Source organism: Pedobacter sp. V48 (genome assembly GCF_000523515.1).
Classification (GTDB): Bacteria; Bacteroidota; Bacteroidia; order Sphingobacteriales; family Sphingobacteriaceae; genus Pedobacter.
Window position 1 is genome coordinate 190,120 of sequence record NZ_AWRU01000031.1, and the last position, 24,302, is coordinate 214,421.

19 protein-coding genes and 2 pseudogenes are annotated in these 24,302 nt (G+C 37.0%); 5 read left to right on the plus strand and 16 right to left on the minus strand.

The window, feature by feature from the left end; translation table 11 throughout:
- Positions 1–8: 8 nt before the first annotated feature.
- From N824_RS38655 to N824_RS38670, 4 genes are all read right to left on the minus strand, one after another.
- The gene (locus tag N824_RS38655) at positions 9–1,334 is read right to left on the minus strand and encodes a Gfo/Idh/MocA family protein (protein ID WP_048907158.1); all 1,326 of its coding nucleotides are present in this window, start codon (positions 1,332–1,334) and stop codon (positions 9–11) included.
- Between the two features lie 42 nt (positions 1,335–1,376).
- Entirely contained in the window at positions 1,377–2,345 is a 969-nt protein-coding gene (locus N824_RS38660; protein WP_048907159.1) for an SUMF1/EgtB/PvdO family nonheme iron enzyme, read from the minus strand.
- A 211-nt stretch (positions 2,346–2,556) separates the two neighbouring features.
- Positions 2,557–5,097, minus strand: a complete 2,541-nt coding sequence (locus tag N824_RS38665) for an ATP-dependent Clp protease ATP-binding subunit (protein WP_048907160.1) — start codon at positions 5,095–5,097, stop codon at positions 2,557–2,559.
- Positions 5,098–5,463: 366 nt separating this feature from the next.
- Positions 5,464–6,618: a lactonase family protein gene (locus N824_RS38670; RefSeq protein ID WP_052334245.1), complete on the minus strand. Its 1,155-nt coding sequence runs from the start codon at positions 6,616–6,618 to the stop codon at positions 5,464–5,466.
- A gap of 220 nt (positions 6,619–6,838) precedes the next feature.
- On the opposite strand from N824_RS38670, the gene N824_RS38675 reads away from it, so the two are divergent.
- Together N824_RS38675 and N824_RS38680 are read left to right on the plus strand one after the other, a co-directional pair.
- Positions 6,839–7,915 carry a sensor histidine kinase gene (locus N824_RS38675; protein WP_048907161.1) on the plus strand — a complete coding sequence of 359 codons (1,077 nt, stop codon included), beginning with the start codon at positions 6,839–6,841 and terminating at the stop codon, positions 7,913–7,915.
- Positions 7,912–8,673 (plus strand): LytTR family DNA-binding domain-containing protein, encoded by a 762-nt coding sequence (locus tag N824_RS38680; protein ID WP_048907264.1) that lies wholly within the window; start codon positions 7,912–7,914, stop codon positions 8,671–8,673. The genes N824_RS38675 and N824_RS38680 overlap by 4 nt, the downstream gene beginning before the upstream one ends.
- Before the next feature lie 96 nt (positions 8,674–8,769).
- Here the strand turns inward: N824_RS38680 and N824_RS38685 are convergent, their stop codons facing one another.
- Positions 8,770–9,543 (minus strand): hypothetical protein, encoded by a 774-nt coding sequence (locus tag N824_RS38685; protein WP_048907162.1) that lies wholly within the window; start codon positions 9,541–9,543, stop codon positions 8,770–8,772.
- 287 nt (positions 9,544–9,830) lie between these two features.
- On the opposite strand from N824_RS38685, the gene ettA reads away from it, so the two are divergent.
- A complete protein-coding gene (gene ettA / locus N824_RS38690) occupies positions 9,831–11,507 on the plus strand; it encodes an energy-dependent translational throttle protein EttA (RefSeq protein WP_048907163.1) in 1,677 nt (558 codons plus the stop codon).
- A 43-nt stretch (positions 11,508–11,550) separates the two neighbouring features.
- Here ettA and N824_RS38695 read toward each other — a convergent pair whose 3' ends face one another.
- The 6 genes from N824_RS38695 to N824_RS38720 form a co-directional block, all read right to left on the minus strand.
- Positions 11,551–12,471: a TIM barrel protein gene (locus tag N824_RS38695; RefSeq protein WP_048907164.1), complete on the minus strand. Its 921-nt coding sequence runs from the start codon at positions 12,469–12,471 to the stop codon at positions 11,551–11,553.
- A gap of 89 nt (positions 12,472–12,560) precedes the next feature.
- A complete protein-coding gene (locus N824_RS38700) occupies positions 12,561–13,379 on the minus strand; it encodes an alpha/beta hydrolase family protein (protein WP_048907165.1) in 819 nt (272 codons plus the stop codon).
- A gap of 3 nt (positions 13,380–13,382) precedes the next feature.
- Entirely contained in the window at positions 13,383–14,255 is an 873-nt protein-coding gene (locus N824_RS38705) for an ROK family protein (protein ID WP_048907166.1), read from the minus strand.
- A gap of 151 nt (positions 14,256–14,406) precedes the next feature.
- Positions 14,407–14,634, minus strand: a complete 228-nt coding sequence (locus N824_RS38710) for a DUF1456 family protein (protein ID WP_048907167.1) — start codon at positions 14,632–14,634, stop codon at positions 14,407–14,409.
- A gap of 44 nt (positions 14,635–14,678) precedes the next feature.
- Positions 14,679–15,986, minus strand: coding sequence for a DEAD/DEAH box helicase (locus N824_RS38715; protein ID WP_048907168.1), 1,308 nt, complete (start codon positions 15,984–15,986; stop codon positions 14,679–14,681).
- 26 nt (positions 15,987–16,012) lie between these two features.
- Positions 16,013–16,231, minus strand: a complete 219-nt coding sequence (locus tag N824_RS38720; protein ID WP_048907169.1) for a hypothetical protein — start codon at positions 16,229–16,231, stop codon at positions 16,013–16,015.
- 264 nt (positions 16,232–16,495) lie between these two features.
- On the opposite strand from N824_RS38720, the pseudogene N824_RS38725 reads away from it, so the two are divergent.
- Positions 16,496–16,970, plus strand: a pseudogene (locus N824_RS38725) (ribonuclease H-like YkuK family protein).
- 34 nt (positions 16,971–17,004) lie between these two features.
- Here N824_RS38725 and N824_RS38730 read toward each other — a convergent pair.
- The 3 genes from N824_RS38730 to N824_RS38740 all read right to left on the minus strand — a co-directional run bounded on the left by N824_RS38730 (position 17,005) and on the right by N824_RS38740 (position 20,130).
- On the minus strand, positions 17,005–17,589 hold the full coding sequence (locus N824_RS38730; protein WP_048907170.1) for a hypothetical protein: 585 nt from the start codon (positions 17,587–17,589) through the stop codon (positions 17,005–17,007).
- A 96-nt stretch (positions 17,590–17,685) separates the two neighbouring features.
- Positions 17,686–18,528, minus strand: a complete 843-nt coding sequence (locus N824_RS38735; RefSeq protein WP_235207232.1) for an outer membrane beta-barrel protein — start codon at positions 18,526–18,528, stop codon at positions 17,686–17,688.
- A gap of 234 nt (positions 18,529–18,762) precedes the next feature.
- Positions 18,763–20,130: an ammonium transporter gene (locus tag N824_RS38740; protein WP_048907171.1), complete on the minus strand. Its 1,368-nt coding sequence runs from the start codon at positions 20,128–20,130 to the stop codon at positions 18,763–18,765.
- Between the two features lie 339 nt (positions 20,131–20,469).
- Between N824_RS38740 and N824_RS38745 the strand changes: the two genes are divergently transcribed.
- Complete coding sequence (locus N824_RS38745; protein WP_048907172.1) at positions 20,470–20,946, plus strand: SRPBCC family protein; 477 nt, start codon at positions 20,470–20,472, stop codon at positions 20,944–20,946.
- Between the two features lie 25 nt (positions 20,947–20,971).
- On the opposite strand, the pseudogene N824_RS38750 reads toward N824_RS38745, so the two are convergent.
- Positions 20,972–23,047: pseudogene (locus N824_RS38750) on the minus strand (family 20 glycosylhydrolase).
- Positions 23,048–23,300: 253 nt separating this feature from the next.
- A complete protein-coding gene (locus tag N824_RS21415) occupies positions 23,301–24,251 on the minus strand; it encodes a TIGR01212 family radical SAM protein (RefSeq protein ID WP_048907266.1) in 951 nt (316 codons plus the stop codon).
- Positions 24,252–24,302: the final 51 nt, after the last annotated feature.

Genomic DNA, 24,302 nt, shown 5'->3' on the forward strand with positions numbered 1-24,302 from the left:
AGTAACGTTTATATCACCTTTGTTTGCCCTGGTGTAGGAATTGGATACAATCCATTAGCATCGGGTAATAGTTTAGGTTTTGCAGTCCAGCTCAACTCATCAGGGAATAAACTGTTCTCTGCTTTTAAGGCATCGTCCCATTTAATTGTTTTTCCAGAATAAGTTGCATAACGACCAATAATGGCTGTCATACAGCTTTTTGCACCACGTTCTGCATCCGAGAATTTATATTCACCCTTAGCAATAGCAGCAAAAAGTTCGTCGTGCTCAGTTTGATAAGGATTAGGGTTTACTTTTGAACTGTAGTTATAGATCAGTTTATTTTTAGTGTCATATAATCTTCCTTCGTTACCTGCAGATAAGAAAACACGACCTTTAGTTCCATGGAAGCTTTCATCAACACGGTTATCAATACCTTCAAAGTGGCGGCACTGACTGTTAATTACAGAACCATCTGCATAAGTTAATTCTACAGAGTGGTTATCATAGATCTCACCATAATCTTTTCCTGTTCTCCAGGCACGGCTGCCAGTACCTTGAACAGAAACCGGATAAGCATTTTTAACCCAATTCGCAATATCAATATTGTGTACGTGTTGCTCAACTATATGATCACCACATAACCAGTTAAAATAGTACCAGTTACGCATTTGATATTCCATTTCAGTTTGGCTGGCTTCACGCGGTTTCACCCAAACGCCACCACTATTCCAATATACCTGACCACCAGTGATATCGCCTATAGCTCCATCCTGAATGCGTTTAATAACATCTCTATAGTTATTTTGATATCTGCGCTGCAGACCTACAACAACATTTAATTTTTTAGTTTTTGCAATTTCGGCAGCTGCTAAAACTTTACGGATACCTGGCGAATCAACAGCCACTGGTTTTTCCATAAATATGTGCTTGCTCTGGTTAACTGCCTCTTCAAAGTGACTAGGTCTGAATCCTGGAGGAGTTGCTAACAAAACAACATCGGCCAGGGCTATTGCTTTTTTATAAGCATCAAAACCTACAAATCTACGTTCCTGAGGAACATCAACTTTGGCTCCAAATTTTTCAGAGATCTCTTTGTATGCACTTTCTAGTCTATCGCTAAAAGCATCGGCCATAGCCACCAACTTTAGGTTTTGCTTAGTACTTAATGCCTGAAAAGCGGCACCCGTACCACGACCGCCGCAACCAATTAAGGCAATTTTGATGGTGTCATCTACAGATGAATGCGCTCCGCCGTTAGCAAAAGCAACTCCATTTAACATAACACCTCCGGCAACAAGAGCCGAAGTTTTTAAAAATTCGCGGCGTTTGTCGCGCAGTTCTTCATTGTTCATTGTAATTTAGGTTTATATATGGTTCTTAGTATGTTTGGTTTATTAGTAATCTTTAATAGGAGCCTTGCTATAATAAGCATCTATCTCTTCTTTTGATGGAGGTGTTACTGGTCTAACTAACCTCATTCCGACAAAAGGAGCTTCAGGAAACCACCAATTACTTTTTGGAATCTGAGGATCCAGCTGTTTCCAACTAGGGTCTGATGCTAATCGGGATGCAGAACGAGCATCTTTAGCTTCATCATTGTATGCACCACCTCTAACTGCATTTGGATATAATTTTTCTGGAACAGCAACAGGATCATTTGCCTTATCACCTTTTACTGATGCATAAAAACCCGGCAGATATTGATCATAGGTCCATTCTGCAACATTTCCATACATATCGTATAACCCCCATGCATTTGGTTTTTTCTGACCAACAACATGAGTTTTACCGTCGCTGTTTCCATTAAACCATGCATAATCACCTAATTTTGAACCATCGTTTCCAAAAGAATATTCGGTAACAGAACCTGCGCGGCAGGCGTATTCCCATTCAGCTTCAGTAGGAAGTCTGTAAAACACGCCTGTTCTGGCATACAGCCATTTACAATACTGAATAGCATTATAATGAGTCATAGCTAGTGCAGGCTGCCCCTCTTTACCCATTCCGAAAGTCATATCCAGATATGGTTTTGTAGGTCTTGTTATTGCATCAACATTTTTTGGAATTGGAGCAGTACTATGTGCCACTTCATAATCCTTATATAAAAATGGCTCGTAATTATCCCAGATCACTTCATAGGTACTCATCCAAAATGGGGCAACTTTCACTTTGTGAACCGGCTGTTCATCAGCATTTCCTTTTTTACTTCCCATCATAAATTCACCACCGGGAATAGCAACCATATCGAATGACAACTTTGTGCCTTCCAACTGTTGTTTATAAGATTCGGGTTTCTCCTGTGCCAGAGTAGTTTGGACAGCAAAAAATGCTAAGGGCACTAACAATGATAATTTCACTTTCATTTATAAAATTTTGATACAACAAATATTTTAACCTAACCTATTTATTCTCTAAAATAGAGGCAATAATTGATAAACCAAAATCTGCACCCATATAATTTCATAAAATGTGTAATATAAACACTAAGCTCACCTCATAAAATGAAAACTACCACAAAAGAAAACGCCTGTCAGATGTTCATCTAACAGGCGTTTTATAGTCACAGGTGGTAGTTTATTCTACACTTCCCTCTTCTTTTTTCTTTTTCTTACCCGGACTTTTATTTTCTACAACAATAACATCTCCTTCTTTATCATAATCGATTTCCAAAGTGTCTCCATCATGAATATCTCCTTTAAGGATTTCTTCAGCAATTGGATCTTCAAGATATTTTTGTATTGCACGTTTAAGAGGTCTGGCTCCAAAGGCAGAATCAAAACCTTTATCAGCAATAAACTCCTTCGCTTTCTCTGTTAATTTAACTTCGTAACCTAAATTATGTACGCGGCCAAATAATGATTTCAACTCTATATCGATGATTTTGAATATCTCTTCTTTTCCTAAAGAATTGAAAACCACCACATCATCAACACGGTTAAGAAACTCAGGAGCAAATGCACGTTTCAATGCAGTTTCGATAACGCCTCTTGAGTGCGCATCGACCTGGTTCACTTTAGCTGAAGTAGAGAAACCTACCCCCTGTCCGAAATCTTTTAGCTGGCGGGCACCGATGTTAGAAGTCATAATGATAATGGTATTTCTAAAATCCACTTTACGACCTAAACTATCTGTAAGCTGTCCTTCATCAAGCACCTGCAATAAGATGTTGAATACATCAGGGTGAGCTTTTTCAATCTCATCCAAAAGAATTACGGCATAAGGTTTACGTCTAACTTTTTCAGTTAACTGACCACCTTCTTCATAACCCACATATCCAGGAGGCGCTCCCACTAAACGTGATACCGCAAATTTCTCCATGTACTCACTCATATCAATTTGAATTAGTGAATCATCACTATCAAACATAAAACGAGCAAGTTCCTTAGCTAATTCAGTTTTACCAACACCTGTCGGACCTAAGAAAATAAATGAACCAATTGGTTTTTTAGGATCTTTTAATCCGGCTCTGGTACGTTGAATTGCTTTAGTCAGTTTTTTAATGGCATCATCCTGACCAATAATTTTCTGTCCAACAGTCTCGTACATATTCAATAGCTTAACGCTATCAGTTTGTCCAACACGTTGTAACGGAATACCAGTCATCATAGAAACAACCTCAGCAACATTATCTTCAGTAACGGTATAACGTTTAGTTTTAGTTTCATTCTCCCATTCAGCCTTGGCACGATCCAACTCCTCTAAAAGATTTTTTTCAGTATCTCTTAATTTAGCTGCTTCTTCGTATTTCTGACTTTTTACAACTTTATTTTTTTCAAGCTTGATCTCTTCAATCTTGTTTTCAATTTCGATGATGTTCTCTGGAACATGAATGTTCGTTAAGTGAACTCTTGAGCCGGCCTCATCTAAAGCATCAATAGCTTTATCTGGTAAAAACCTATCAGTAATGTATCTTGACGTTAAGGCCACACAAGCATTAATTGCTTCGTCGGTATAAGTTACACCGTGGTGATCTTCGTATTTTTCTTTAATACGGTTTAATATCTCAATAGTTTCATCAGGTGTAGCAGGCTCAATCATTACCTTTTGGAAACGACGATCCAATGCACCATCTTTTTCTATATACTGACGGTATTCATCAAGCGTTGTGGCACCAATACATTGTATTTCGCCTCTGGCCAATGCAGGTTTAAACATATTCGATGCATCCAGTGAACCAGAGGCACCACCTGCACCTACAATTGTATGAATCTCATCAATAAACAAAATTACATCTGTAGATTTTTCAAGCTCGTTCATCACAGCTTTCATACGTTCTTCAAACTGCCCGCGGTATTTAGTACCCGCAACCAAAGAAGCAAGGTCTAAAGTAACTACACGTTTGTTGAAAAGAACTCTTGATACCTTGCGTTGAACAATTCTCAAGGCCAATCCTTCAGCGATAGCTGACTTACCAACGCCCGGCTCACCAATTAAAATTGGATTATTTTTTTTACGACGCGATAAGATCTGAGACACACGCTCAATTTCTTTTTCACGACCAACAATCGGGTCTAGTCTTCCTTCCTCAGCAGCTTTTGTTAAATCTCTTCCAAAATTATCTAATACCGGAGTTTTAGATTTTATGTCAGAAACTTTTTTAGGGCTACTAAAGCTCTCTTCCTCACGGTAATCTTCATCACCGCCTGTTGATGCACTATTTTGAGTTTCGTCTTTGAATCCGTTTTTATTCACTTCAACCTCCTGCTTAAAGATTTCGTAATTAACGTTGTATTGTAATAAAATCTGCGACGCAATATTATCATCATCACGAAGGATAGACAACAATAAATGCTCAGTTCCTATCAAATCACTTTTAAAGATTTTTGCCTCCAGATATGTTATCTTAAGAACCTTTTCAGCTTGTTTTGTTAAAGGAATGTTGCCCAGATTTACTGTTACACTTGAGGTACCTCTTACGGAATCCTCAATTGAGCGGCGAAGTTTTGAAGTATCAACTCCTAATGATTTCAATATCTTAATAGCCATACCATCGCCTTCGCGAATAAGGCCTAACAAAAGATGTTCTGCGCCTATGTAATCGTGACCTAATCTCAGGGCTTCTTCCCTGCTAAAAGAAATCACGTCTTTTACTTGTGGAGAAAATTTAGCTTCCATATATACCTTTCTAAAATCCGGAATGCTCTAAACTATAAAAATTGTTTAATAAAAAGCATCCCTGATTTTTTTATTTTATCAACAATTACGCCATTGACTATTAATTAGATGTTGGAACTGCCGTAATTTCATAAATGTTACCAATCTTTGACTAATTCATTTACGCTTAATTTTCAATACTTCCACATATATTTATAGGCCAGAAACGCTTATTTAACTGTTTTAAACATATTCAGATCACTTTGTCGTATAAATGTAATGATTTTTATGGAATAATATCACCTGTCAAAACTGGATATTATCAATAAAAAAACTACCAAAATGGCAGACTTTTGCCAGATCAAATAAATATGGCCACCCAACCTTTTAGTCGGCCTGCACCAACTTTAAGCATACAGGCTGCCCAACGTCTATTTTATTGGATGTTTTTGTCAATTTTCCAGTTGTCTTGTTTACTTTATAAACCGAAACGGCATTGGCGTCTTGAGCTGCAACCAGCATGAAATTGCCAGATGGCGTTATCACAAAGTTTCTTGGCGTCTTGTCAACATCATATCGTTCTACAAAGGTTAAACGACCATCCTTTTGATTTATGGCATAAGCTGCTATATTGTTAGCGTTCCCCCTATTTGATGCATATAAAAATAACCCATCGGGAGATACATGTATATCTGCGGCGCTATTTTCAGTAAACGCTTCTGGCATCATTTGACCACTTTGCAAAAAGGTTAACTTCCCATTATTACAGCTGTATACATTAATAACAGCTGTCATTTCCTGAACAAGGTAAAGGTATTTTTGATCAGGAGAGAAATCCATATGACGAGGACCATTACCAGGCTTCACACTTTCAAAAGCAGGTTCGGCCGGCGTTAAGGGAGTTTTTTTGCTGCTGTTGTAATTATAAATGTTTATCTTATCTGTTCCAAGGTCCGCAAAAAACAGAATTTTCTCATTCTTTGATAGTAAAGCCGAATGTACATGTGGCCCCTCCTGTCTTAATTTATTGGCGCTCCCTCCCTCATCTTGTATACTTTGCAATGCCTGGGCTAAAGAGCCATCGCTGTTTATTGGCAAAACAGTTAAGCTGCCACTCCCATAATTAGATACAAATACATTTTTACTATCTCGATCTATAGCAATATGAGCTGGCCCCACGCCTGAGGACGATTGCTTATTGATAAATTCGAGTTTACCGGTTGAACGATCAAATTTAAATGAACTTACCTCTCCTATTTTGTTCGAATTAACCGCATAAACAAACTTAAGATCATTACTTACTGTTAAAAAAGCAGGATTTTCTACGCCGTCGATCTGGTTTAAATAGGTCATTTTACCACTTTCATCATCAAATTGATAAACCAATATACCCTTACTTTCATTAGTTCGGGTATAAGTACCAATCAGCAGATCAAATGTTTTAGAGGAAGTGCCTTTTTTCTGAGAAAAGCCAATCAGAGGCAGTAACAACATAGCCAGGAAATGGACAGCCTGTTTTCTGTATTTTTTGAAACAATTCATTTACTTAATTTTACTACTATAGGTGAATTAGCTATATAAAAACTGGTTAATGTAAACATATAAAAAATCTTTGACTGGTGTTTTTCTTATCTTTGCTCTAAATAGGGCTCAAATGTGTTCTTTTTCCACTAAAAAATGAATCTTTCATTTCTCCATATGGACCGTACCTCCAACATGTCTTCAAAACTTTGTGAGTAATCAGGAGAAAATATCTAACACAATGAAAAAGATTAAAACCAAAGCTTTGTTGGTACTGGTTTTCACTTTTATGGGCTCGTATGCAACTTTATTTATGATACTTCCATATTCCTATTGGAAAGAGTATGCCGACATGTCTGTTTCCAGATTAATAATAGACCTTCTAATAAACCTAGCATTTTGTGTGGTCATGTTAGAGCTAAGTTTGTTCATAGACAGAATATTGAATAAAAAAATCCCGTGGATGGTTCATCCCTTAAAACGGCTACTGACCCAAACGCTCTTTCAAATTCTGGGGGTGCTGTTCCTTATCATTTGCCTATCATTAATTTATCTGATAATCGTGGGACCTGCAGGTAATCAATCTCCACACATTGGTTTAAGACAAACATTGTACTCCATTATTTCAATTGTATTATGGGCCTTAATAATCAGTGCACTAAATACTGGCAATTTTTTATTAAATAATTGGAAAGCTACTACTATAAAGGCAGCTGAATTTGAGGTAAAGGCAGCCCAAAACAAGCAATTAGCAGCCGAAATAGAATTGCAGGCACTTAAATTACAACTTGATCCACATTTTGTTTTCAATAACCTTAGCGTGCTTTCGGAATTAATATTGAAGGACCAGCAATTAGGATATGAGTATACAGAGAATTTTGCGAAAGTTTACCGCTACCTGTTAATCAACTCGAAGAAAAAACTAATCTCCCTAGGCGAAGAGCTCAAATTCCTTGATGCTTATCTTTTTCTCATAAACAATCGAATGGAAGGAGGAAGTATATTTCGGATTGACATTGATGAGTCAAAGCTTGATTTGTTAGTCCCCCCTGTTACGCTTCAACTGTTTATTGAAAATGCCATAAAGCATAACCGTACCGAAGAAGAAAATCCTTTGATCATAAACATCTATACGAATAACAATGATGAGCTCATAGTTTCTAATACAATATTGCCATTAATTAATAAACCTCATTCTACAGGTATGGGTTTGAAAAACATAATTGATCGCTATGCCTTATTAGGAGATAAAAAACCTACTATTGAGACAAACGACAAAACCTTTACCATAAAGGTACCTCTTATCAAATGGATATGATAAAGAAGATATTGATTCTGGAAGACGAAAAACTTAATTCAGATCGAGTACAAAGATTATTACTCAAAATAAGACCAGAATTTGAAATTCTTGGCATTTTGACCAGTGTTAAAAAGACTGTGGATTGGCTTGCGGATAATGCAAGTCCTGACCTGATACTAATGGATATACAATTGGCAGATGGTGTAAGTTTCGAAGTCTTTAAATTGGCGGACGTAAAATGCCCGGTAATTTTTACAACAGCCTATGACGAATATGCTGTCCAGGCATTTAAATACAATAGCATAGACTACTTGCTGAAGCCGATTGATAAGGATCAGCTCGAAGCTGCCATTATAAAATTTGAGAACTCAATACAGAGATCATACCAACAATCCCCTTTGATAGAAGAATTACTAAGCCAAATCCGGCCGAAAGAATACAGGTCGCGGTTCTTTCTTCCATATCGAGATGGTTATAGAAAAATTAATGTGGAGGATATCGCCTTCTTTTATTCTCATTTGAACATTAATTATGCAAATCTTTTTAATGGTGAAAAAGTTGTAGTCCCTCAGACCCTCGAAGCGTTGGAACAAGAACTAGAACCTAAAAATTTCTTTAGAATAAACCGCCAGTATATTGTTCATGTCAATTCAATTGAAAAAGTCCACAACTTTTTCAATGGTAAGCTAAAGCTCAAAGTAAAGAATAGTACAGACGATGATATTCTAGTGAGCAGGACAAAAGCTCCTTTATTTAAAATGTGGTTAGATTACTAATAAGTAATAAATGCCTGATAGACCCTATATAAGTTTATAAGGGCCCATCAGGTCATGATATTAAATTTTACCTTTCGACAGGGTTTAATACACCCATTATTTTTTAGTATAGTTTGAGTATTCCGTAATTGTCTGTACAATAATTTCCTGTCCAATGAATTTAGCTAACATGTTGAGCTCCTGGCTTACAGGTAGATAACGTTTTGATTGGTCATTTTTTGTATATTTTATGACTAGATCAAACTTTTCAGCATTGAGAATCTTGATTCTTACAGGCTTTTCATTAATGACTTGTACCTGCTCAATTTTCTTGGTTTTGAGATTGATTGTCATATAGGATCTACAGTCTTTCATAAAAGCAGCATCCTTTGGAATAGAGGCCGGATCTATTTTGTGGCTTATTACCAGGTAGTCTTCTGATTCCTTCTCAACCTTGTAACTTGATTCGTCTGTTTGCGTAGATTTCACCTCTTTTCCTTGATTTTTACGGAAGGTATTAATATCTCCTTTAGAAGGCGATTTCCCATCTAGGGAAACTACAGTCCATTGTTCCTCCTTTGGGCTAGACGGATCATATTTAGCTATGGTCACTATTTGCTTGCCTGCAGTTATCGTTGTCTGTTTGAAGTCAAAAGCAAAGTCCTCAGGTTGTTGAATATTGTCGGTATTGAGGATGCTGGCATCAATATTATATTTAGAAAGAGCACTCAATACAGTTGATTTTTGAGCAGAAGCTGTTAGTGAGCATGTTACCAAAAGAAAAAGCGCTATAAGCGTTTTTCTTCCATGACCTTGTAATTCAAATTTTGTTTTTTCGCTACCCGCTTCATTAAGAAGTGTTACCTCATTTTGTTTTTTAATGTTTTTCATTTCTTCAGTTATTATTTTGATAGCGTAAAACTAAAGGTTGCTAAAACTTGTAGTCTGGACTTCTTCTGTGAAGTAGCAAAAATATCAGCTGAATTGTCGATCTGACGTATTGAATTGATAAGCGTTTAATGAGGAGATTAACGTTTCTTCACATTTTCTACACACATCATTATATTGAATATCAAATACACCACTTTTTTAGTGGCTTTCCTTTCTTATCTTTGCAGTAAACATAGGGTTCCGTAAAATTTAATAAAAAAGCCTATCTAATACTCGAAATAACAAGCATGGACGAAAAAATAATATTTTCAATGGCCGGGGTAAATAAGATCTACCCCCCTCAGAAACAAGTTTTAAAGAACATATACCTATCCTTTTTTTATGGCGCAAAAATAGGTGTTATTGGTTTAAATGGATCCGGAAAATCATCGGTTTTGAAGATCATTGCCGGTATTGACAAAGCTTTTCAGGGCGAAGTTGTTTTCTCTCCGGGCTACACTGTAGGTTATCTTGCACAGGAGCCGGAACTAGATGAAAACAAAACAGTTAGAGAGGTTGTTGAAGAGGGTGTGGCTGAAATTACCGCTATCCTTAAAGAATACGAGTCTATAAATGAACAGTTTGGTCTGCCAGAAGTTTATGAAGATGCTGATGCAATGGATAAACTAATGGCGAAGCAAGGTGAGCTTCAGGATAAAATCGACGCCGTAAATGCATGGGAGTTGGACAACAAACTGGAACGTGCAATGGACGCACTTCGCTGTCCAGATCCGGATACAAAAATTTCAGTACTATCGGGTGGAGAAAGAAGACGTGTGGCGATGTGTCGTTTACTACTTCAGGAGCCAGATGTTTTATTACTAGATGAGCCTACCAATCACCTTGATGCTGAAAGCATCGATTGGTTAGAGCAGTTTTTAAAAGAATACAAAGGAACTGTAATTGCAGTAACCCACGATAGGTATTTCCTTGATAACGTCGCAGGATGGATTCTTGAATTAGATCGAGGTGAAGGTATTCCATGGAAAGGAAATTACTCTTCTTGGCTAGATCAGAAAGCTAAACGTTTAGCACAAGAAGAAAAAACGGAGAGCAAACGCCAGAAAACACTTGAAAGAGAGCTTGAGTGGGTGCGCATGGCACCAAAAGCGCGTCATGCTAAATCTAAAGCGCGTCTATCAAACTATGACAAGCTGGCATCAGAAGATTCAAGAGAAAGAGAAGACAAATTGGAATTGTTTATTCCACCTGGTCCGAGATTAGGGAATGTAGTTATAGAGGCCAACAATGTTACCAAAGCCTATGGTGATAAATTGTTATTTGAGAATCTGAGTTTCTCTTTACCACCTGCCGGTATAGTAGGTATTATTGGCCCCAATGGCGCAGGTAAAACGACATTGTTCCGCCTAATTACTGAACAGGAAATCCCTGATACCGGAACCTTCCGCGTTGGAGAAACTGTTTCACTTGGTTATGTAGATCAGATGCACAATGACCTTGATCCAACCAAAACGGTATATGAAAATATTACTGATGGCTTAGATAATATCCAATTAGGTAACAAAGCGGTAAATGGGCGTGCATATGTTTCTAAATTCAACTTTAATGGTGGTGATCAGCAAAAGAAAGTTGGCATTTTATCTGGTGGAGAGCGTAATCGGGTGCATTTAGCCATCACTTTAAAGAAAGGTGCAAACGTGTTGTTACTGGATGAGCCAACTAATGATATTGACGTAAATACTTTACGTGCATTAGAAGAAGCGTTGGAAAACTTTGGTGGCTGTGCAGTTGTAATCAGTCACGATCGTTGGTTCTTAGACCGAATCTGTACTCACATTTTAGCCTTTGAAGGAAACTCTCAGGTTTACTTCTTTGAAGGTAACTACAGTGATTACGAGGAAAATCGTAAAAAACGCCTGGGCGATGTAACTCCTCATAGGATTAGATATAAAAAGTTAGTATAATCCTCTTTTAACAAAACAGGCCGGTAATACCGGCCTGTTTTGCCTATTTATATTGCTTTTGTATTCTTAACAGCAGCTCTTTCGTTTTTTTGATTCCCTCGTCTTCCGACAAGCCGTCGCCCTCATATTCAATACCCACAATACCGCTCCATTTTGCATCCTTAATAATTTTGAACATGCGATCGTAGTCGATATCTTTTTCATCTCCCTTTTCATTGAAATTAAAGGTTTTTGCACTAATTCCTTTTGCAAATGGAACCAGATCAGTTACTCCCTGGTACATGTCATACACTCTATCTTCATTTACCCTAAAATTACCAAAATCAGGCAAGGTGCCACAATAAGGGCTATTTACCTGTTTCATAACATCCGACAACCATTTTCCATCGGAAGAATACCCCCCATGATTTTCAACGATAATGTTGATTTTATTTTGTTTACCATATTCAGTAAGCCTGCCTAAACCATCAACCACTGCGGTTTTTACATCTTGTTCAGACCCATTTCCTGCTGCATTTACCCGAATCGTTTTACAACCAAGCACCTTGGCAGCATCCACCCACTTATAGTGATTTTCAATAGCCCTTGAACGCGCTTTTTCTTCAAGATTACCCAATTCACCTTCTCCATCAATCATGATCAGGTGGTTTTGAATTCCCTCATTTTGAGTTATGCTTTTTAATTCCTTCAGGTATGCCGGATCTGTTTCTTTTTTATTAAAAAATGGACTTACATACTCAACTATATCAATACCGAAATCTTTTTTAGCTTTTATAGGAAATTCAAGGTTTGTTAGCTTACCGCCAAACAATGATTTATGCAACGACCACTGAGCTAAAGATATACTAAAAAATTCTTTTTTAGGGAGCGCCAGCGCGTCAAACGGAATTAAAGAAGAAAGTCCTGCAGCCGCAGACAACATTCCTAAATCTTTGAGAAAACTTCTGCGATCTGTTGTATTCATGTTCTTATTTATAAAGGGTAACTATCGGTTTTGTTCTTCTAAAATAGGAATAATTCCAGCAGATTTCTCCAGTTATTTAGGAAAACGTATTATTTTTTGATGAATTGATTATTGAAGAACATCAGTTGAAATCCAATCGCATTTTTCCAGTAATCCCAGTTATGAGATCCTGGCCTAATGGTAAAATCATGCGGTATGTTATTGTATTGAAGTTTTTCATGCAATTTGATGTTTACATTGTAAAAGAAGTCTTCAGAACCACAATCGATAGTTAAAGCAAGTTTGTTAGGAACAAGCAGATAGGTTAAATCGATAACAGAATTTGCTTTCCAACGTTCAGGATATTTATCTTCAGGCCCAAGGCGCTTGGCTATGTCCCAATTCAATGGAAAAGGTTTAATATCTACACCACCACTCATACTGCCAGCAGCGCCAAATATGTCCTGATGTTTAAAGGCTAGGTATAGTGCACCATGACCACCCATACTTAAGCCCGTGATTGCACGACCTTTTCTATCTTTTATGGTCTTGTATTTTTGATCTACCCAATTAACCAGTTCTGTAGCTACATAAGTTTCATATTTCCATGCAGGGTCTTCAGGACTATCAAAATACCAACTGGTAACATTTCCATCGGGGCATACAATGATCATCTGATAGTGATCTGAATATTCCTTAATTGATGGCACCTTATTTACCCAGCCGGAATAAGCATCTCCGGCTCCATGCAGTAAGTAAACAGTCGGATATGTCTTGCTTTCATTATAACTCTCGGGAGTAATTACAACAGCCTTAATATTTTTCTTCATTGCAGCGCTATAGGTCGATACCGTATCAACCTTAGCTGCAAAAACTGATTCGACACTTAAAAACGCAAAGATGCCGATGAGAAAACCCCATTTTTTCATTTTCTAATTACTTATCCAGGTACATGCAGCACCCACGAGGGCAGCGTCTTCCCACATCTCACTTTGCTTTATTACCACGGTTTTATTAACTAATTTTTCCTTCAATTTAGCAATAAAATGATCCCATGTTTTGGCAATGTTTCCACCAATTACCAACACCTGTGGATTTTCATCAGCAATAAAATCATTTAAGAAAGCGGCCAGGTTTGTAGAAAACTCTTCAAATAATTGTTCTTTTACAGACTCATCTGCTGTAGCGAGCAATTCTTCGACATTTTTCGCTTCCTTTCCGGTTAGCTCTTTATAATGTTTTAAGAACCATCTTGTTGATATGTATTCTTCAGCAATGCTATCTTGAAAAGGAGCAAATGCTAAGTTCATATCCGTTACCCGACCATTGCAATTACTTGTTGAGCCAAGGCCCGTACCTAATGTTATTCCTATTGCTCTTTCAAAATCTGAAGCAGCACCTGATGCAAGTTCCCCCCTTAAAAATGCTTCTGCATCATTTATAAAAACAATATGCTCACCTGGAATACCTAATTTTTCAGATAAAATGGAGCGGATATTTAATCCATATAATGAATCATATTTCTGCATACCTTTCATCAATGAAATACCTTCTTGATAATCGAAGGGCCCGGGCATAGCTATTCCAATTCTTATCGTTTCATCAGAAGATTTTAAAATTAGTGAAGAAAGTGCATCTACCCATGACTGGATAATTACTTCAGCACTGTCCATTGATGCCACGCGTAAACGTTGCATAGAACTATCAATAACTTTATATGTTGAGCAATCTACGTGTGCTGCTGTGATGTGAGAGCCACCTATGTCGACCCCAATAAAGGGAAGTTTAGAGGTTTTAGTGTTCATTTATTTAGGTCTATTTGGTTAACAATAGAATTGATTTGATTCTATAACTCAAATAAAGTCATTTAAACCGTTTTAGCAAAATTTATTTATAATTTTTTATTGCTTACAAAGCGGTAGAACGTTAAGAAATTAAAGATGACTAAAATATAATTTATTTCACTGGTCTTGGCCCACGTTTGTAAATAACGAGTCCATTTAAAAAATTACGAAGAATCTGATCGCCACAAGGCTTAAAATTTGGATGATCATCACTTCTAAAAAATGAGCCCAATTCACTCTTGGTGATCTTAAAGTTTACTAATTCCATGATCTTAATAATGTCATCATTTGTTAGTTCAAGTGCTACACGCAACTTTTTAAAAATATCGTTATTGCTCATGTGTTGAGTTTTATATAGTAAATCCTTTAGATGCTTTTGGTCAATTACATTGCTACTTCAATCTTAACCTTTTTCCCTTTAATCTTCTCATTAGCCAAAGATTTTAGAATTCGGTTAACCATAGTACGCTTCACTGCAACGTATGAAGACTGATCTTTAACTTCAATCAACCCTACATCTTCCTTTTGCAAACCTCCTTTTTTAAGTAATAAGCCAACGATATCAATTTTATTTACTTTGTCTTTTTTACCGGCAGCAATGTATAAGGTTTGCCATTCGCTATCACCTGGCAATACAAAATTACCTTTTAAATTTTCAGTTTCTATATCCGCTTTTAAAAATGGGTACTTTTCATCATCAGCAACTATAAGATATGCAGTACCTTTAGCATTCATTCTGGCTGTACGCCCGTTACGATGTAAAAATGCATCTTGTGTATATGGCAATTGATAGTGAATGATACATTGTACTTCAGGGATATCTAAGCCCCTTGAAGCGAGATCAGTAGTGATAAGGATCTTTATACTTCCATTTCTGAACTTCAATAAAGCCCTCTCCCTTTCATCCTGCTCCATTCCACCATGAAATATATCATGTGCCAGATCTTTGTCGACCAATAAATCGCTAATACGGTCAACCGTTTCTCTATGGTTACAAAAAATCAAAGTATTTTTATTCCCGATTTTACAAATCAGGTTTAATAGGGTATCCAACTTATCCTCAGCGGTAGTAAGTACTTTTTTAAGCTTTAAATCGGGAACAACTTTTATATCCTTTAGAAAGTTAATCTCTGCGGGGTTGCTAACACCAGTAAAGCCAGGAATCTCTTCCATAGCCGTTGCCGAGGTAAGTAAACGTTGCTTTAAAGAAAGTAGCTTATTGATGATGTACGACATGTCCTCCTGGAAGCCAAATTCGAGTGCTTTATCGAATTCATCCAATACAAGTGTACTTATAGTAGATTCATCAAAATTTTCATGACGCAGGTGATAAGCTATCCTGCCTGGCGTACCAATAAGTACTGCAGGTGGCTGCTCCAGATTATTTCGTTCCGTTCTTACCGGATGACCACCATAACAGCAATTTACCTTAAAACCTGTGGCCATCTGTTTAAAAACAGTTTCAATTTGCAATGCAAGTTCTCGTGAAGGGACAAGCACTAAAGCCTGCACACCCTTAACTTCGGCTTTTAGGTTGTTTAGAATAGGCAATAAAAATCCAATTGTTTTACCCGAGCCTGTTGGAGCCAGCAAAATTACATCCCCATCTTTTTTCCATGCAGCTACAGCTGCCTGCTGCATTTCATTTAGTGAAGCTATTTTTAAATTTTCCAATACCTTTTCTACCATCATGGCGCAAAGATAGCGGAATTAAGGCATTAAAACTTCAGATACTTCTTTCTTAAGTGTTTCATTGAACTGTTTAGCCGAACTTCCATGTTCATCAGCATATGTCCTCTTTCACAGATCCATGTTGTCATTTTCCGATTCGCATGTTTAATTGGGGTATATACGTTATCGTCAAGCATTTCATTATAATCTACAGATGCCCTGCTTCGTTGCATCAAATAAAACTCATTTATCAATTCTGTCTTCATAATGATTTAATCTGATTAATTTATTATTGGTACATTTATATAATCTTATCTAACGCTGTTTTGTTTTAACGAATATTCTATTTGCAATAGTATAACAAGCATATATTAAAAATACCAAAACTTGCAACAAAACAGCACACTAAACTGTTGAAAACTAGAGAATTGTTAGCAATTAAACAATAAAGAATTAACTTCATTTTAATTTAATCCTCTTATTTTTAGGAAACCTGAATACGGGTTGTTAATAATAACACCAATTAGCGTATGATCTGGAAAAAATTTAGCGGCGAGGTAATCCACGCACCGATCTTAGAAGAAGTAGAAAAAGCCATCATCAGAGAAACTGAAAAAGGCTACCACCTTAAAGTTTGTATTGGAACAGATTCACAGGTCAAAGNAGCTWWRANCKGAWTTTGCGACTGTAATAGTCCTGTTAAGAGAGCACCATGGAGGTTTTATGTACATCCACCAAGAGAAAACACCTCAGCGAATGAGCATAAAGGAAAGAATGCTTATTGAGGTTCAAAAATCTATTGAAACCGCTTACTCAATTTGCGATCTTTTAGATTTGTATGATGTAGATCTGGAGGTTCATGCTGACATTAATACTAACCCAATGTTTAAATCCAACAAGGCCTTAAATGAAGCCATGGGCTATATTCTAAGCATGGGCTTTATTTTTAAAGCAAAGCCAGAAGCTTTTGCCAGTTCTACTTGTGCTGATAAAATGGTACATTAAGTAAAGCGTATATTCTAAAACTATTTTTAAACCGTTACCACTTTGTTGTGGAAATGGCAGCAGGCTTCTTTGTTTCAGGCTTCGGATCTTTAACGGTATTACTCATCATAGTTTTTAGCTTATCTGCAATTTTTCTAGATTCTCCGGCAATAGATGATACATTCTTTTCCCATTCAGTATTATTTAATTTGCCTGGAGATTTCTCAAGTGCTGTACTAACAGCCACTGGCACAAAATTACCGTAGCGATCCCGCTCATAAGGAGTAAACATAAAGTCGGTAAGTATTAATCGATATTTACCATTACGCAGCTCCAACGAGATATTATATTTAGCTTCGCCCGTTGGATGACCTACCCCTACAAGGCTTTTATTTAAAACCATTTTTCCTTTTCCATAAAAAGCAGTATCTCCTTCTGAAGAACTCAATTTAATTGCTTTTGAGTAACCTTTGAAAAAGCGCTTTGCATTTGCTGACATCACCTCTTTTTTAACAAGAGGAAGTTCTGCAACCTCCAAAAAAGTATACTTTCCGCGCTCATCCATGGGTAATGCATTTGTTTGAGAAAATGCACCAAGACTAAATACTAATAAGGGTAGAACAAACATTATTTTTTTCATCGGTAAATAATTGATTTAAGCTTAGAAAACAGAATAAAAAACCGCCAGAAGTAATATTCTGGCGGCTTAAAATTAAAAAATATATTGGACAAATCTCTAGAATGCGTAAACGGCAGCCAGCGAGAATTGTGAGGCCGATTTAGCCATAGCACCGCTCTTTTTCACAAATTCCTGAGAATAATCTTTATCACTATCAAAACGTACTTCAGGGATAAAAGTTAATCCACCTGCTTTAATATTACCAGATAAAGTAATGGCCGCTACACTTGCATCAGGAAGCTCACCTATACCCTTGTAATTAAAATACTCACCTCTTAAACCCAATGAAACAGCAGTGGTAAATGCATATTGCGGATACAATGCAACACCTGTATAACCGCCATTATCATTAGAAACAGAGTAATCAGCAGCGTTTAAACCTAACTTGAATTTATCAGTTACCTGATAAGCAGTTGTTAAATCAAAAATAGTTCCTGTACCTCCAGCACCGGCTGAATAACCAGACAAGAAGTTCAGGTAAGCAGACCAGCCCTCAACAGGTGCCACCATTAACTGAGCACCTATATGTGACACTCCATTAAGATCCTGATAAACATTCCAATCGTTAAACAACCCAACCATTAAACTAGCTTTTTCTGAAAAAGCATAAGTTCCTTTGATACCCGCATTTTGAAAAGGGCCGGCACCAAAAAGGTACGAAGTAGAATAGTTAAAGTTAGCAACCGGCGATATCACCTCATAACCGATAAACGTACCCATATAACCTGCGGTCATGCTAAATTTATCAGTAAATGCATAGTTAACGTACAAATTCTGGATATGGAAAGAGTTATCATCTGGTCCATTTGGAATAGATTGATACTGTCCTCTTGGTCCAAAAGATAATTCTCCAACAAATGAAGCTTTACCGGTAGTTTTCTTTAAAGCCAAATCGATCATCCCGAKMGANMACCGAGWTNTNNNYKCTYTNMMSYAMAMKASGYTYTWMYRWTCGGAGCTTTCGCAAAATCATATTTAAAATATGTGTCAACTGAACCCGAAATTTGCAATGGAGCTTCAGCGGCTTCCTGAGCGTAGGTAGCCGAAACAATAGAGAGTAATGCTATAGTTAGTATTGATTTTAATTTCATAATTTTCGGTTTGAGGTTGATAATTCAGATAGTTTGTGGTGGATTAAAATGTATTTTCTATTTCTGCTCCGGTTGAAGCAACAATCAAAGTACCTTGAGAATATTTCTCATTATGTTGAGAAGCATCTAACCCTTCTTCTTCTTCTTCTGAAGTAACACGGATTGGTTGAACTACGTTGATTAATTTAAAGATGATGAAAGAAACTACGAAACTGAATATGATTACAATTACAGCTCCTTTAAGCTGAGTAAAGAAAAACTCAGGATTTCCATAAAACAACCCATCTGCACCAGCGCTGTTAACAGTTTTAGTAGCAAATACACCAGTTAATAGCATACCAACAATACCACCTACACCATGGCAAGGGAACACATCTAATGTATCATCTAAACTAGTTTTTTGTTTCCATGAAACAACAAGATTAGAAATAACCGCTGCAATTACACCAATAAAGATACTTGAAGGAATACTTACGAAACCTGCACCTGGAGTAATGGCAACCAAGCCCACTACAGCACCTATGCAGAAGCCTAAAACAGAAGGTTTTTTACCTCTTGCCACATCAAAGAACATCCAGGCTAAACCAGCAGCACCAGCAGCAGTATTGGTAGTTAAGAAAGCCGAGACCGCTAAAGCATTAGCACCCAAAGCAGAACCTGCATTAAAGCCGAACCAACCGAACCAAAGCAAGCCAGTACCAATTAGCACATAAGGAATATTAGCCGGTGGAACTTCCTGATGCTCAATATGAGATTTTCTGCGTTTTAACACCAAAGCACCAGCCAGGGCAGCCATACCAGCAGAGATGTGTACAACGGTACCACCCGCAAAATCTAGTACACCCATTTTTAAAAGGAATCCATCCGGAGACCAAGTCCAGTGTGCTAAAGGAGAATAAACAAATAGGGCAAACAATACAATAAACAAAATGTAAGAGGTAAAACGAATACGTTCTGCAACCGCTCCAACAACCAAGCCTGGAGTAATGATAGCAAACATCAATTGGAATACCGCAAACAATGAAAGTGGAATAGTTCCCCATGCCGGACCAGAATTTACACCCTGGAAGAACAAGAAGGTAGTTGGATTACCTATAAAGCCACCGATTGTTTCTCCAAAAGCAAGACTAAAGCCTACAACAATCCAAAGCACGGTAATTACACCTGCAGCCACCACACTTTTAATCATGGTAGATAGAACATTTTTACGATGAACCATACCGCCATAGAAAAATGCAAGTCCTGGAGTCATCAAAAATACAAGAGCTGAAGCAATTAATACAAACGCAATATCAGGCGCACTGTATTTTCCCTCGTCAAAGTTAGGAAGTAAGGGAATAAAAAGAGCCATAATTGCAATTATTAATAAAACTGCAAATGGACCCCATTGTTTAAATAAAACTTTTGCCATAAATGTTAGATTTTACTAGTTTATAATTATACTTTATCTGATTTTTTGATAAAACTAGATAAAATTTTCAATTATTCATATTTTTAATCAAACAAAAACAACAGAAAACAACAAAAAATCCAAAAATTACACCAAAAAACATTAAAATTTAATAAAATCACTATCAAATTTTTAAATATTTGTCACATTCAACATAAAAACACCTTTATTTTTTAACAAAAACATAAAAATTAGCAAAAAGCAAAAAACACAAAGAAAAAACCCGAAAGCGAACCAAAAGAGGTATAAACAAAGAGAAAAAAACAATTTCACCTCTTTTAATGTATCTTCAAATACATTATGAAATCATATCACCTCATTTTTAAGCAGAAATTACCAATTCTGAAAAGAGAAACATGGGATTTTTTCTCTTCCCCGATGAACTTAGCCAGAATAACCCCAAAAGAGATGTTGTTTACCGTAACTTCCGACATAAATCATTTAGGGGAAATGTACCCTGGAATGATTATTACTTATAAGATATCCCCATTAATGGGAATTAAGCTTAATTGGATCACCGAAATCACCCATATTAAAGAAGAAGAGTATTTTATCGATGAGCAGCGGTTTGGTCCTTATAAGTTTTGGCATCATCAGCATCATTTTAAAGAAATAGAAGGAGGCACAGAGATGACGGATATATTAACTTATGGACTGTCGATGGGACTAATTGGGAGATTAGCCAATAGTATATTTGTTGCAGATAAACTACAGCAAATATTTAATTTCAGAAAACAAAAGGTTATTGAATTATTTGGAGCTTATCCGGAGATTTAAAAGCACTCTCCGGATAAGCAACATATTAATGAACGAAAACGGATGCATCAACATCCTTAAGTTTACCTGAAGGGGTTTTATATTGTAATTTTAGGGTATAGCCTCCACCACCTTCCAAAAACATAAGTTCAAATGGATGATATCCTTTTTCAAGCGCAATTTCGGCAGACTTTTCAATGGATGTGTGCATTCCATCACTATCAATAAATACTTTATTGCCTAATTTTAGTACACTTCCATCATCTGATCGCAATGCGAACGAATAAATACCCGTTTCTTCGGCATAAAAATAACCTTTATGACGGGTAGCAAAACTCTCCGCTGTTTTTGCTAGAGGAATTTCAATTGCCGCACTAATGCTTTCGCTGGCAAGGTCTTTTTCATCAATTGCGTTTACGGTTTTGTAAAAGCGTGGATAATATGAAAACTTAAGTCCCTTTGCAGGTGATGATAACTGCACAGGCTTCATATAATCCTGATGCTCGTAATTAATGGTATAGACATCTCCTCTGTTACCATTTGGCCTAAAACCTGCTACTTTAAACTCTACAGGCTTGGTTATCGTCAAATCGTCATTAAAAATTTTCGACTGCAAGGTAGGCAAGGTACCATCGGTGGTATACCTTATTGTTAAACCTGCAAGTGGTTTGTTTATATGTAACTTACCTTTATCAACAAATACACTCTGGGTGGTAAATCCATCCAGATCCGGAAGCCGATAATTTATATTCATAGCATCCAACAATGAAAAGTGCTTTTGTACACGCTTTTCAAAATTATTCCAGTCTACTCCCCCTTTAAACCAGGCTACTTCAGCCATAGCCAACATTCTTGGAAACACCATGTACTCTAATCTTCTCTCAGAAGGAATATATTCCGTCCATATATTAGCCTGCACCCCAATTATAAATTTCTTCTCATTTTCTGCGAGGTTAAATTTATATGGATCAAACGAATACACCTTTTGTAATGAACCTCCGTCTTGTTGAGCATCAAAATAACAAAACTCACCAGGAGTCATGATCACATCATTCCCTTTTTCCGCAGCGTGTTTAGGTGCTGTAGGCACCCAGGTTCTCCAATACATCATTGTAGCTGTTGGTGATACACCTCCATCCAGAATTTCATCCCAGCCGATAAGTTTTTTTCCGTTGCTGTTAAAAAACCGCTCCATCCTGCGCACAAAATAGCTTTGCAGCTCATCCACACTTTTCAACCCCTCTTTCTTCATCAGCGCCTCACATTCAGGTACATTTTTCCAGCTGCTTTTTTCAACTTCATCAGCACCCAGATGGATGTATTTGCTCGGGAATAATGCCACAATCTCTGTAAAGACATTTTCCGCAAATTCAAAAGTTGTTTCTTTACACGGGCACAATGGGTCAGAAAAGTCCTTTGCCTGTCCGCCTTTGCCATGAGAAGTTAACCATTGCATAAGGTTAGTTGCAGCCATCATATGCCCTGGCATATCAATTTCAGGTATAATCTCTACTCCTTTCGAATCAGCATACGCAATTAGCCCACGCATCTCTTCTTGAGTATAAAAGCCTCCGTACATCTTTTTTCCATCAATCATTTTGAAGTGTTTTTCAGGAATAGCATAGTCGGGATTTGTTTTAGCAAGTGCGATACAACTCGAATCCTGGCCATTCATCTCTCTCCAAGCGCCTTTCGATGTTAGTTCAGGGTATTTTTTGATTTCAATCCTCCAACCCTNAKCWWMSRTTAAATGCAAATGAAACTTATTGAATTTATAATAAGACATCCTATCTATCATTGTTCTCAAATAGGCAAGATCAAAGAAGTGACGTGAGACATCCAAATGAATACCTCTCCATGAAAAACGTGGTGCGTCTTCAATTTTTACGCAAGGAATGGTGATTGCGCTCAACAATGTTTTTTGTAAAACCTGTTTGCGACGAAATATCGAAATTCCCATCAATTGTTTCAGGCTGGCTATAGCCCAAAAGGCGCCTTGTATTGTGGCAGCCTTAATAACAATTGAATTTTTCTCAACTGACAACGTATAACCTTCATTTGCAATAGAAGGATCAAGACCTAAAGTAACTGTATTTGCCGCTATTTTTCCTTGTTTAAGCACTGTGAAGGTCGCCTTTAATTCTTKKRAARCWGRMGNNARAYKWTSCKRGKKTWCAKNCAWGANAYYARYYKKKTMSCWSWWRTMMWCTKWRAATNAMCNGWTRYMGGRNTSWSMWTMAYRGRWTKARKWWKMAWAGCAKANTCKGTAKNCTNTTNTWGCKNGNTKMRMMKGTTSYMWSWAMWCAAAKWWRYANAAMTWMSRYSAYCTTNANAKMKTCRARGKRWYNAWMRTKGKTSNTAAAATATTTGGTAATCTATTTCGCTAAGTATTCTGATCCTTGCACTACCCCTCTTCGTTCAATTTCCTTATCAATATAAGTTTGAATTGCTGATTTATTTAAACCCCAGTTAGGTGCTATTAACAAATCCCAATCTGATATCCCAAATAATCTTTGAATAACGATATCGGGTCTCAATAATGGAATTAATTTGCAAAGCAGATCGGTATACTCTTCTAGCGAGAATAACTTAAAGGGTTCCTTTTTATATTTTACACCCATGATCGACCCCTCGACTATGTGAAGGTGGTGGAATTTTACAAATTTGATTTGAGGGAACCGGTTAATCTCATGGATGTAACCCAGCATCATTTCTTCTGTTTCCCAAGGGAAGCCAAAAATAGTATGCACACACAGATCAAGCTTACTGTTTTCAAGTAATTTAACCGCCTCAACAAACTCGCCATGACTACATCCTCTATTGATCTGATTAAGCGTTTCGTCGTATATAGACTCCATGCCCATCTCCAAATCTACATCGAAGCGATCAGCATAGCTTTCAAGTAAAGCAATCTTTTCTGCATCAATACAATCCGGCCGGGTTCCCACAGAAAAACCTACCACATCTTCTGTATTTATAGATAGTGCTTCATCGTACATCATTTTTAAATAATGTACCGGAGCATAGGTATTCGTATTAGGCTGGAAATAAACAATAAACTTATCGGCTTTATAAAAACCCTTACCTCTTTCCATACCCTGCTCTAATTGTTCGCGTATGGTTGGCAGCTTTCTGGAAAGCTCAGGAGTAAAAGAGTCTACATTACAATAGGTACATCCTCCATAACCTTTACTGCCATCACGGTTAGGACAAGTAAATCCACCATCAACTATTACTTTAAACACACGCTGCCCATTGTATTTCTCTTTGAGATGTGTTCCGTAATTTCTATATCCTTTTATTCCTTGATCCAGTAAAGTTCCCAATTGCTTTTTTTCTTGCAAAAATACAGCTTTTAATTTATTTCTGACAAAGAA